General features: G+C 54.2%; 9 protein-coding genes. 1 reads left to right on the top strand and 8 read right to left on the bottom strand.

Features of this window, described 5'->3' with window-relative positions; translation table 11 throughout:
• Nucleotides 1-44 precede the first annotated feature (44 nt).
• Nucleotides 45-1,049: a quinone-dependent dihydroorotate dehydrogenase gene (locus HMPREF3047_RS04910; RefSeq protein ID WP_070461070.1), complete on the bottom strand. Its 1,005-nt coding sequence runs from the start codon at nucleotides 1,047-1,049 to the stop codon at nucleotides 45-47.
• A 249-nt stretch (nucleotides 1,050-1,298) separates the two neighbouring features.
• Between HMPREF3047_RS04910 and HMPREF3047_RS04905 the strand changes: the two genes are divergently transcribed.
• Nucleotides 1,299-3,308, top strand: coding sequence for an OPT family oligopeptide transporter (locus tag HMPREF3047_RS04905; RefSeq protein WP_070606341.1), 2,010 nt, complete (start codon nucleotides 1,299-1,301; stop codon nucleotides 3,306-3,308).
• Between the two features lie 347 nt (nucleotides 3,309-3,655).
• Here the strand turns inward: HMPREF3047_RS04905 and waaA are convergent, their stop codons facing one another.
• The 7 genes from waaA to HMPREF3047_RS04870 form a co-directional block, all read right to left on the bottom strand.
• Complete coding sequence (gene waaA / locus HMPREF3047_RS04900) at nucleotides 3,656-4,918, bottom strand: lipid IV(A) 3-deoxy-D-manno-octulosonic acid transferase (protein WP_070712370.1); 1,263 nt, start codon at nucleotides 4,916-4,918, stop codon at nucleotides 3,656-3,658.
• A 138-nt stretch (nucleotides 4,919-5,056) separates the two neighbouring features.
• The gene (locus HMPREF3047_RS04895; protein ID WP_070712369.1) at nucleotides 5,057-5,488 is read right to left on the bottom strand and encodes a plastocyanin/azurin family copper-binding protein; all 432 of its coding nucleotides are present in this window, start codon (nucleotides 5,486-5,488) and stop codon (nucleotides 5,057-5,059) included.
• A gap of 168 nt (nucleotides 5,489-5,656) precedes the next feature.
• Nucleotides 5,657-6,424: an ABC transporter ATP-binding protein gene (locus tag HMPREF3047_RS04890; protein ID WP_070712368.1), complete on the bottom strand. Its 768-nt coding sequence runs from the start codon at nucleotides 6,422-6,424 to the stop codon at nucleotides 5,657-5,659.
• A gap of 10 nt (nucleotides 6,425-6,434) precedes the next feature.
• A complete protein-coding gene (locus HMPREF3047_RS04885; RefSeq protein WP_004519102.1) occupies nucleotides 6,435-7,481 on the bottom strand; it encodes a FecCD family ABC transporter permease in 1,047 nt (348 codons plus the stop codon).
• A 117-nt stretch (nucleotides 7,482-7,598) separates the two neighbouring features.
• Nucleotides 7,599-8,714, bottom strand: a complete 1,116-nt coding sequence (locus tag HMPREF3047_RS04880) for an ABC transporter substrate-binding protein (RefSeq protein ID WP_070712367.1) — start codon at nucleotides 8,712-8,714, stop codon at nucleotides 7,599-7,601.
• A gap of 515 nt (nucleotides 8,715-9,229) precedes the next feature.
• Complete coding sequence (ptsP, locus tag HMPREF3047_RS04875) at nucleotides 9,230-10,993, bottom strand: phosphoenolpyruvate--protein phosphotransferase (protein WP_070712366.1); 1,764 nt, start codon at nucleotides 10,991-10,993, stop codon at nucleotides 9,230-9,232.
• A complete protein-coding gene (locus tag HMPREF3047_RS04870; RefSeq protein WP_003683718.1) occupies nucleotides 10,993-11,262 on the bottom strand; it encodes an HPr family phosphocarrier protein in 270 nt (89 codons plus the stop codon). Before HMPREF3047_RS04870 ends, ptsP begins: the two co-directional genes overlap by 1 nt.
• Between the last annotated feature and the right edge of the window lie 20 nt (nucleotides 11,263-11,282).

The raw sequence follows: 11,282 nt of genomic DNA, 5'->3' as shown, positions 1-11,282 counted from the left end.
GGCCGTCTGAAAGATTTCAGACGGCCTTGTTTTTTAGGAAAGTATCATTTCAACGCAGCCAAACACTCTTTAATCAACTCAGGGCCGCGATAAATCAAACCGCTGTACACCTGAACCGCACTGGCACCCAAGCGGATTTTTTCTGCCGCGTCCGCGCCGTTCATGACGCCGCCGACGCCGATAATCGGCAGCTTGCCGTCAATGCGTTCCGCCAAAAGTTTCAACACCTGATTGCTTTTCTCGCGAACGGGCAAGCCGCTCAAGCCGCCTTGTTCGCCTGCGAGCGGATGGCTGTCCAAGCTTGATTTGTCGATGGTTGTGTTGGTGGCGATGATGCCGTCCATTTCCACAGATTTGACCACATGGGCGATGTCGTCGATTTGCGCTTCGTCCAAATCCGGCGCGATTTTGACCGCCAGAGGCACATATTTGCCATGCGCGGCTGCCAGTTGCGCCTGTTTGTTTTTCAAGGCCTCCAACAATGCGCTCAATTCGTCGCCGCCCTGCAAGGCGCGCAGGTTTTTCGTATTGGGGGAGGAAATATTGACCGTGATGTAGCTTGCGTGGGCGTAGGCTTTTTCCAAGCAAATCAGATAATCGTCGGCCGCATTTTCAATCGGCGTAACGGCATTTTTGCCGATGTTGATGCCCAAAATGCCTTTAAAACGGCTGTTTTCAATGTTGCGGATCATTGCGTCGATGCCGTGGTTGTTGAAACCCATGCGGTTAATGATGCCTTGGTGTTCGGGAACGCGGAAAAGGCGCGGCTGCGGATTGCCCGGCTGCGGCTTGGGCGTTACCGTGCCGATTTCGACAAAGCCGAAACCCAAAGCGGCAAACGCATCGATGCACTCGCCGTTTTTGTCCAAACCCGCCGCCAAGCCGACCGGATTGGGCAGCTGCAAACCCATCAGCTCGGTTGGCCGGGTGTGGCTGTCTACTTTGGGCAGCAGGCCGAGTTTTTCGATAGAACGCAAACTGTTGAGCGTGAAATGATGGGCCTTTTCTGCATCGAAACGGAACAGGATAGGGCGGACGAGTGAATACATGGCGGCGGCTTTCTGAACGGTTGATGAATTTGGCGTTATTCTACCTGAAACCGTCAAACTGCCCCAAACGTCTGTATCGATATGATTTTATTGTTTGGCGTCAAATGAAAATAAATAGGGCTTTTGCGTGTAATCGGATAGTTCATTAAAATGGTAAGAGAGAGGCTTTTCAGACGGCCTGATGGATGTATCAAAAGGCCGTCTGAAAAGTTTTGATTTGATTGTTTACCTGATACAGGAAGATTTTTTATGAAACAGGCGGTTGATCCTTATGCGAGTTTCCGTGAACTGACGCTGCGGGGGATGATACTCGGAGCGTTGATTACGGTGATTTTTACGGCATCCAATGTGTATTTGGGCTTGAAGGTGGGCTTAACTTTTGCGTCTTCGATTCCGGCTGCGGTAATTTCGATGGCGGTTTTGAAGTTTTTTAAAGGCAGCAATATTCTGGAAAATAATATGGTGCAGACTCAGGCTTCGGCTGCGGGGACGCTCTCCAGTATTATTTTTATCTTGCCGGGTTTGCTGATGGCCGGTTATTGGGCGGGCTTTCCGTTTTGGCAGACTACGCTGCTGTGTATGTCCGGCGGTATTTTGGGCGTGATTTTCACCGTGCCTTTGCGTTATGCGATGGTGGTGAAGAGCGATTTACCTTATCCGGAAGGCGTGGCGGCGGCTGAGATTTTGAAGGTCGGCGACCATGATGCGGACCAGCAGGAAGGCGGCAGCGGTATCAAGGAATTGGTGTCGGGCGGCGCATTGGCCGGTTTGATGAGCTTCTGCGCAAGCGGTTTGCGCGTGGTGGCGGACAGCGCGAGCTTTTGGTTTAAAGGTGGCGCGTCGGTGTTCCAAGTGCCGATGGGCTTTTCTTTGGCCTTGCTGGGTGCGGGCTATCTGGTCGGCCTGACCGGCGGTATCGCGATTTTGCTGGGTATTTCGATTGCTTGGGGTGTGGCCGTACCGTATCTGTCGGCGCATATTCCGCAACCTGCCGATATGGAGATGATTCCTTTTGCGATGTCTTTGTGGAAGGAAAAAGTCCGTTTTATCGGTGCGGGTACGATCGGTATCGCGGCTATTTGGACGCTGTTGACTTTGATGAAACCGATGGTCGAGGGTATGCGCCTGTCTTTCCGCAATTTCGGCGGTGCGCAGATGACCGAGCGCACGGAACAGGATTTGTCGCCTAAGGCGATGATTGCCTGGGTGTTGGCGATGATGCTGGTATTGGGCGTGTCCTTCTTCCACTTTATCGGCGACTCTCATATTTCCGGCGGTTTGGCTTGGCTGTTGGTGGTTGTATGTACGCTGCTGGCTTCGATTATCGGCTTTTTGGTGGCCGCGGCTTGCGGTTATATGGCCGGTTTGGTCGGCTCGTCTTCCAGCCCAATTTCGGGCGTGGGCATCGTCTCTATCGTCATTATTTCGCTGGTGTTGCTGTTAGTCGGCGAATCCGGCGGCTTGATGGCGGACGAGGCAAACCGCAAATTCCTGCTGGCGTTGACGCTGTTTTGCGGCGCGTCTGTGATTTGTGTGGCTTCGATTTCCAATGACAACCTGCAGGATTTGAAAACGGGTTATCTGGTAAAAGCGACGCCTTGGAAACAGCAGGTTGCGCTGATTGTCGGCTGCGTTGTCGGTGCCGTGGTGATTTCGCCTGTGTTGGAGCTTTTGTATGAAGCCTACGGCTTTACCGGTGCGATGCCGCGTGAAGGCATGGATGCGGCCCAAGCCCTTGCCGCGCCTCAGGCAACTTTGATGACTACCATCGCCCAAGGTATTTTCTCGCACAATCTGCAATGGGATTATATTTTCACCGGTGTGGCCATTGGTGTGGCGTTGATTGCGGTTGATTTCACATTGCGCAAATCTTCCGGCGGCAAGCGTGCTTTGCCGGTATTGGCCGTGGGCATGGGCATTTACCTGCCGCCGTCTGTGAATATGCCGATTGTGATTGGTGCGGTATTGGCGGCGGTGTTGAAATCCGTCATCGCCCGCCGTCAAGAAAACCGTGAAGGCCGTCTGAAAAATGCGGAACGTATCGGTACGCTGTTCTCCGCCGGTTTGATTGTCGGCGAGAGCCTGATTGGTGTGATTATGGCGTTTATCATTGCCTTCTCCGTAACCAACGGCGGTTCGGATGCGCCTTTGGCCCTGAACCTGGAAAACTGGGATACGGCCGCCAAATGGCTGGGCTTGGCGTTTTTTGTTTTCGGTATGTTTGTGTTTGCACGCCGCGTGTTGAAAGCAGGACGCTAAGTTTGTAGGTTGAGAAAAGGCCGTCTAAAACCCAAAAAATTGGGGTTTCAGACGGCCTTTTTAGTGGAAATTTGTTGGGAATGATTTTAGGAAGTTTGGGTATAATTATCGCGGGGCTGGTAGCAAAAAAGCCCCATTGCAGTGGGGCTTTGTGCTGAAACCGCCCTAGAAAGGATGGTTTCAATCATGAAACATACCACTCGCACGGGTCGTTCATGGCTGAGACTGCGAACAGTCGTTAAGATTATCTTAACCCTGTTCCTGCTCTTAGTCAATTAAACGGCTGAAAACAAAAAACTGTTTTTCAGTTTCCGCCTGTTTATCATGAACAGGCGGTTTTTTATTGTTTAACGCTGATTCAAACAATCTGCAATCGCTTTGGCAATTTTGGTACTGGCACCTTGGTGTTGCGAAATGAATTGCTCGGTGTGGCTGATCAGCTGTTGACGCAGTGTTTCATCGTCGAGGTATTGGCGCGTGGTTCTGTACCAGGCTTCAGCGGTTTCGACGCGGACGGCGGCTTTGGCTTCGACTGCGCCTTTGCAGGCTTGAGCGAAGTTGTAGTTGGAGTAGCCGAAGAGGGTGGGGACGTGGCAGGAGATGGGTTCGATGATGTTTTGGCAGCCGGCATCGACCAGGCTGCCGCCGACGAAGGCAATGTCTGCGCTGAGGTAGTAGGCGGCAAGCTCGCCCATGCTGTCGCCTATCCAAACCTGTGTATCGGGGGAAACGGGTTGTCCGTCGCTGCGTTTTTGGACGGTATAATCAAGCGATTTGGCGGTATCGTAGGCCGTCTGAAAGTTTTCAGGGTGGCGCGGGACGATGACCAGCAAGGCATTGCCGCGGTAGCCCTGCCATGCTTTGAGGAGCAGTTCGGCTTCGTCTGTGCCTTTGTATACGCGTGTGCTGGCGCAGACGACGACGGGGCGTGCGCCGATGCGTTCTTTAAAGGCGACGGCAAGCGGGCGCGAGTCGTTTGGGGGCGCGATGTCGTATTTGGTGTTGCCGCAGACGTGGACGTTGGACGCGCCGATAAGGTGCAGGCGTTCAGCATCGGCGGCGGTTTGGGCAAAGCAGCCGGAGAGGCTCTGCATGGCAGGCTCGACCAGCTTGCGGATTTTAAGGTAGCCGCGTTGGGATTTTTCGGAGAGGCGCGCGTTGGCCAAAAAGAGGGGAATGCCTGCTTCTTGGCAGCCGTGCATCAGGTTAGGCCAGATTTCGGTTTCCATCAAAATGCCGCAGATGGGGCGGTGTTCGGCTAAAAATCGGGCGACCCATTCGGATTTGTCGTAGGGCAGGTAACGGCATTGCGCATCGGGGAACAGGGATTGTGCGGTGGCGCGGCCGGTCGGCGTCATTTGGGTAATCAGAAACGGCGAGTCAGGAAAATGGCGGCGCAATGCCTGCACCAAAGGTTCGGCCGCACGCGTTTCGCCGACGGATACGGCGTGTATCCAAATCGGGCGTTGTACGGGATTGGGATACGCCTGCCCGAAACGCTCGTCCCAATGCTCGAGATAGGCTGGGGATTTGAGGGCGCGGCGGCGCAGGTGGCGGCGGATCAGGAAAGGGGCGAGGTGCCACAGCGTGGCGTAAAGGCAGCGTATCATGCTTACGGGTCTTGTGTCGGAATAGGCCTATTTTATCGGAAACTGAAACGGAAGATATAGCTTTGATGCGTGTTTTACGCAAAGGAAACAGGCCGTCTGAAAGGTTTCAGACGGCCTTTGGTGCGGGCATAAACGCGTTTATTTCACTTGCGCCATGTATTTTTTCAGACGGCCTTTGCTTTGCATGGCGCGGTTTTCCAGTTCATCGACAACGGCTTGCGCTTTGGCTTTGTTCACCGGTTTGCCGACCTGAATCACGCCGCTCATGTTCATCATGCGGTGCGGCGGGCAGGTATAGACATACACGCCTTCTTTGTCGAGTTTGAGGGTGAAGTCTTTACCGTCTTCGGAGAGGAAGTCGGCAACGCCGTCGGGCAGGGCTTTGCTTTGTACCCAGTGGCCGCTGTTGGCGGCTTTGAAGGTAACAGTATCGCCGACTTTGGCGTTGACGTAGCCGGGTTCGAACACCATGCTGCCGTCTTTGCCGTTGTCGAGCATTTTGACTTCGTGGTTGGCGGCGTATGCGCTAAGGGAAGCGGTCAGCATGAGGAGGAAGAGGGATTTTTTCATGGAGAAAGTCCTTTCTAAGGATAAAAAATATGGGGCGGGCTGATGAGTCGGAGAGGCAAGCCTTGGGCTTACCGCCCTCTCCCTAACCCTCTCCCGCAGGAGAGGGGATAAGTTGCAGGGAGTTTGCAGGCCGGATGCTCAAATCCGACATTTGCAGGAGCGGTTAAGTTACGCACTCTTCCGCATCGGGCGGATAACGGGCAGGCCTTTGCTGTCGTACAAAAGCTCGATGTCCACTTTGTACAATCTGCCGATCATGTCCGCCTGTAACACGTCCTGCGGCGCGCCCTGCGCCTGTACTTTGCCTTCGCCGAGCAGAATCACGCCGTCTGAAAACTGCGCGGCGAGGCTCAAATCGTGCAAGACCATCAGCGTAACCAGATTGTGTTCGTGCGTGTATTGCACCACGCGCTCCAAGAGGTTCAACTGGTGGTGCATATCCAGCGCGCTGACCGGTTCGTCCAGCATCAGGATTTCGGGACGGCGCAGCATGACTTGGGCAAACATCACAAGCTGCCGCTGTCCGCCGGAAAGCCGCATGACGTCGCGGTGGGCCAGATGGCCGATGCCCAGCTCCGCCATGATACTTGCGGCTTCGTGCAGTAGCTCGTCGCCGACGTGCATGTGTAGCGCGTCCATGCGGCCGAGCAACACGACTTCCAGCGCGGTCAGCGAGGCTTCGGCGGCAGTGTCCTGCGGCATATAGCCTATGCGTTTGCGCCAGCTTTGCAGGTGGATTTTGCTCAATGCTTCGTCGCCGTAGCGGATGGTGCCTTTGTGCGCCACTTCGCCGAAAATCGTTTTCATCAGCGAGGATTTGCCCGTGCCGTTGGGGCCGAGCACGGAATAGACTTTGCCTTGTTCCAGCGTCAAATCGATATTGTCGGCGACCACATAATCGCCGCGCCGGATGTGTACGTTTTCAAGTTTCAACATTTCAGACGGCCTATCGTTTCGTTAATACAATCCAGAAGAAGAACGGCACGCCGACAAACGACGTAACGATCCCCACCGGAAACAGCGCGCCCGGGATAATCACCTTGGACAACACGCTCGCTACCGATAAAAACGCCGCCCCTGCCAGCATCGCGCCGGGCAGGAAGAAACGTTGGTCTTCGCCCAAAAGAATCCGCGCCACATGCGGCGCAACCAAGCCGATAAAGCCGATCACGCCGACAAAACTGATGGCCGTCGCCGTCATTACCGCCACCAACACCAGCGTTTTCAGGCGCAAAAATTGCAGATTGATGCCCAGCCCGACGGCGCGTTCTTCGCCCAAGCGCAGCGCAGTCAGCTTCCACACATCGCGCGAAAGCAGAAACACGCATACCGCCGTAACCGCCGCCGTAACGATGACTGTTTCCCAAGTTGCCTTGTTCAAACTGCCGAACAGCCAAAACAGAATCTGCTGCGAAATCTCAGGCGCGGCGATAAATTGAATCAGCGACAAAATCGACTGAAACAGGAACAACAGCGCAATCCCCACCAACACCAACATCGCCGAATTGAAGCGGCGCGCTGAGGCAAACAGAAACAAGATGCCCGAAGCCAGCATGGTCATCACAAACGCACCGATGGGAACGGCGACCGTTTCAGGCAGCCCGAAACCGCCGAACGCAATCACCGCCGACGCGCCCAAACCCGCCGCCGCCGCCAAGCCCAGCGTATAAGGGCTGGCCATCGGGTTGTTCAGGAGCGTTTGAATTTCCGCACCGCCGACACCCAAAGCCGCACCGACCACTAAGGCCATCACTGCAATCGGCAGGCGCAAATCCATCACAATCAGGCGGTTCATTTCATCGACTTCGGGTTTGCCCAGCAAAACATTGACAACTTCGCCGACGGGCAGCGTGTCCGTCATCGCAGGGCCGGTGGCGATGTCGAATAGGAAACTGACCGCCGCGATGACTAAAAACATCAACACAATCAACCAACGCTTGCCTTCCAACTTGCGCTGGTTTTTCACAATCTCGGCGACAACCGAATCATTCATGTTTCAAACCTTTAAAAAAGAGTGTTGTGAAAGGGGAGAAACAGGTTTGCCTTTTTCTTCCGCAAAAATTTCAGACGGCCTTCCGATTTAAAAGGCCGTCTGAAAATCTAAATTACCTTATTGTCCTTTCGGATAGAGGTAGAACGTACCATTTGGTACGACGGGCAGGTTTTGGCGGTAGAAGTCCATATAGGTCTTCTCAGGGTTGAAATCCTTAAACAACTGCGGATAAATCGCTTTGGCCATAAACTGAATCGATGCGCTGTCGGACAGCGTGCGCGAGTTGGCGTGGTAGGCGGCGTAGAGGCGGTTGTTTTTAATCGCAGGCAGGTTGGCCCAGCCGGCGCGTTTGGCAAAGCCTGCCAAGCGTTTTTCCGCTTCGGCTTTTGGAATGCCCCAGCCCATCACCATGGCGGCAGGGTTTTTCTTCAATTCGGTTTCGCGGCCGGTAATCACGATCACGTCGGGTTTGGCGGCGAGGACTTTTTCAGGATTGATCGGGCCGTAGAATTCGACCGAAGAAGCGGCGATATTGTTGCCGCCGACCAGTGTCGCCATCGAACCCCACATGCTCTTGCCGAAGGTAACGCTGTGTTCGGCAGGGCCTTTGTTGCCGAACTCGATATAGACTTTAGGCTTGGGCAGGTTGGCTTTTTGCACGCGCGCTTGGATGGTGTCGGCAACGCGTTTGTAGTCTGCCGCCAGTTTGTCGGCTTTTTGCTGCTGGCCGGTCAATGTACCGATGAGTTTGGTCGATTGAACGTGTTTGGCCACTGTTTGCGCGTTGTAGTCCAACACGACGATGGGGATGCCGGCTTTGTTGATGCGGTCGAGATCGGAACCCAAAGCCTTGTATTGCCATTCGGCCAAAACCAGCAAATTGGGTTTCAGCGCCAATACTTTCTCAATCGAAAAAGTGCCGACTTCCACTTCGCCCACGTCGGTCAGCTGATTCAGTTTAGGCACGGCTTTGCTGAATGCCGCCCAGCTTGGCGGCGCCCAGTCGGCCCAAACTGCTTTGGAAAAACCAACGACGTTGTCCAGCGCGGTTTTGCCGCCGATGGCCATGTAGTCTTGGTAGTAGAAGCCCAACACCACGCGCTTGGCAGGCAGGTCGACAGTTACCTTACGGCCGAGGATATCGGTCAGCTGAACGGGTTTGGCAAAAGCGGATACGGAGCCGACTGATAAAGCGGCGGCGGCAATCAAAGCAGAAAGTTGCGTAAATCTCATGAATCATTCCTTTAAAATATGATGATAATTACTATCATTTTATAAATTTACAAGGTATTGAATCTTTTTTCAAGTAAACGAGTGAGTAGACATATTTCGAAATAAAAAGTTTCATCATTAAAACGAAGGGATAGTGTTTATATAGGGCTTGGGTGTACTGAAGACCTAGTAAAAAGGAATGATATGGGGTACCTAAAGCCATAGTGGGCAGTAGCTGGAATGGATAGGTAAAGGGTTTTTTATTGCAAAAAAATAAAAGGTATTCGGTTGAAAACAAGGCCGTCTGAACCTTGCAATCAGGGTTCAGACGGCCTTTGGTGTAGGCATAAAAGTTTTATTTCACTTGCGCCCTATATTTTTCAGACGGCCTGTAAGCAGTATTTGGGAAAAGTGAAAAAGGTTGGTTTTTGAAATGGCGAAATAGGGAAGAAGAGGGCTTGAGGGAGAATCGGGCATAAACTAAAAATGGGGACGAATAAAAAGGGCGTGTATCGAAACACGCCCTTTTTAGAGATTCAGACGGCCTGTGATTCCGCCTGTTCGCTTTGGTTGAGGATTTTAATCAGTTTTTCGGCTTTTTCCGGGTCTTCGCAGCGCAGGATTTTGGCGGCATCGTTTTCGAGATGGCCGGTGTGGCTGTGCAGGATGATGTTTTTAACCGAAAGCAGGTTGTTGGGGTTCATGGAGAAGCGACGCAAGCCCATGCCGAGCAACAGTCGGGTGAAGACGGTATCGCCGGCCATTTCGCCGCAGATGGACACGCCTTTTTCCATGCGGTTTGCCGTGCGGATGATGTGTTGCAGCGTTTTGAGGACGGCAGGGTGGCCGGGTTGGTAGAGGTGGCTGACGCTGTCGTCGCCGCGGTCGACCGATAGGAGGTATTGAATCAGGTCGTTGGTGCCGATGGAAACGAAGTCGACGAGCTTGAGGATGCTGCCGACGGTCATGGCGGCGGACGGGATTTCGATCATGCAGCCGATGCTGACCGGGCCGAAGGTTTCGCCGCGTTCGGTCAGTTGGCGTTGGGCCGTGTCCAGATGGATAAGGCATTGGCGCACTTCGGAAATGGACGTAATCATCGGCCACATCATGCGCACGGGGCCGTGGGCGGCGGCGCGGAGAATGGCACGCATTTGGGTGCGGAACATGACCGGCTCGGCGAGGCACAAACGGATGCCGGTCAGGCCGAGCGCGGGGTTGAGGCTGCCGTTGGGCGTGCTGTTTTGGCCGAACCAGCGCGGATTTTTATCGACGCCCAAATCGACGGTGCGGATGGTGATGTTTTTGCCTTTGAGTTTTTTGACGATGCCGGCATAGACTTCGTATTGTTCGTCTTCGGTCGGCATGTTGTCGCGGTTGAGGTAGAGGAATTCGCTGCGGAACAGGCCGACGCCGTCTGCGCCGAAGTTGTGCAGGGCTTTGATGTCTTCGGCGGATTCGATGTTGGCGAGCAACTCAATGTTGATGCCGTCGGCCGTGGTGGCGGCGGTTTTTTTGATTTTGTTGAGTTCGCGCTTGTGGCTGCGGTATTCGCGGGCGAGGCGGCGGTATTCGTTGAGGACGACTTCGTCGGGATCGATGATGAGGACGCCGTTGATGCCGTCGACGATGACGATTTCGTTTTCGGTAATGAGTTTGCGGGCGTTATGCAGGCCGATGACGGACGGGATGTCGAGGCTGCGGCCCAAGATGGCGGTATGGCTGGTCGGGCCGCCGGCATCGGTTACGAAGGAGGTAATGTGCTGCTCTTTGAATAGTACGGTATCGGCAGGCGAGAGGTCGTGCGCGATGAGGATGGTGTCGTCAAACAGGTTACCGGCGAGGTTGATTTCGTTGCTTTGGCCGACAAGGTTGTTGTGGATGCGGCGGACGACTTGGAGCATGTCCTGTTTGCGTTCGCGCAGGTAGTCGTCGTCGATGCTGTCGAACTGGGCGGCGAGTTTGTCGCTTTGTTGTTTCAATGCCCATTCAGCGTTGATTTTCTGCTCGCGCAAAATGTCGATGGGTTCGCGCGAGAGGGTGACGTCGGTCAGCAGCATCAGGTGCAGGGAGATGAACGCGCCCAATTCGGTCGGGGCGTTTTCGGGAATCGCGCCGCGCAGCTGTTCCAGTTCTTTGCGCGTGGCTTTGATGGCGTTGTCGAAACGGGCGACTTCGGCCTCGAGTTTGTCGGGATCGATGTCGTATTGGGGGACTTCCGTTGTGCCGCGCGTGATGAGGTGGGCGTGGCCGATGGCAATGCCTTTGCCCGCGGCTACACCGTGTAGGACGATGCTCATTATTCGCCCTCGCCGAAGTAGTCGTTGATGAGGTCGGTCAACGCCTGCATGGCGGCGGCTTCGTCTGCGCCTTCTGTTTCCAGCTCAATCACGGTGCCTTTGGCGGCGGCCAGCATCATCAGGCCCATGATGCTTTTGCCGTTGACGCGGTTACCGTTTTTGGTGACCCAGACTTCGCTTTGGAATTGGGAGGCGGTTTGGGTGAATTTGCTGGAGGCACGCGCGTGCAGGCCGAGTTTGTTGATGATTTCGATTTCTTGTTTGAGCATGGATGTCCCCTAAATGTAAT

This window comes from Neisseria sp. HMSC075C10 (assembly GCF_001815615.1).
GTDB classification, from domain to species: Bacteria; Pseudomonadota; Gammaproteobacteria; order Burkholderiales; family Neisseriaceae; genus Neisseria; species Neisseria subflava_A.
Note: the sequence above shows the minus strand (reverse complement) of the source record. Positions and strands in the feature narration are given on the sequence as shown.

Excerpts from the sequence above, each read along its gene's own strand:
- HMPREF3047_RS04890 (WP_070712368.1), bottom strand. The coding sequence starts at position 6,424 with ATGTTGAAACTTGAAAACGTACACATCCGGCGCGGCGATTATGTGGTC.
- HMPREF3047_RS04895 (WP_070712369.1), bottom strand. The coding sequence starts at position 5,488 with ATGAAAAAATCCCTCTTCCTCCTCATGCTGACCGCTTCCCTTAGCGCA.
- HMPREF3047_RS04885 (WP_004519102.1), bottom strand. The coding sequence starts at position 7,481 with ATGAATGATTCGGTTGTCGCCGAGATTGTGAAAAACCAGCGCAAGTTG.
- waaA (WP_070712370.1), bottom strand. The coding sequence starts at position 4,918 with ATGATACGCTGCCTTTACGCCACGCTGTGGCACCTCGCCCCTTTCCTG.
- ptsP (WP_070712366.1), bottom strand. The coding sequence starts at position 10,993 with ATGAGCATCGTCCTACACGGTGTAGCCGCGGGCAAAGGCATTGCCATC.
- HMPREF3047_RS04870 (WP_003683718.1), bottom strand. The coding sequence starts at position 11,262 with ATGCTCAAACAAGAAATCGAAATCATCAACAAACTCGGCCTGCACGCG.
- HMPREF3047_RS04880 (WP_070712367.1), bottom strand. The coding sequence starts at position 8,714 with ATGAGATTTACGCAACTTTCTGCTTTGATTGCCGCCGCCGCTTTATCA.
- HMPREF3047_RS04910 (WP_070461070.1), bottom strand. The coding sequence starts at position 1,049 with ATGTATTCACTCGTCCGCCCTATCCTGTTCCGTTTCGATGCAGAAAAG.
- HMPREF3047_RS04905 (WP_070606341.1), top strand. The coding sequence starts at position 1,299 with ATGAAACAGGCGGTTGATCCTTATGCGAGTTTCCGTGAACTGACGCTG.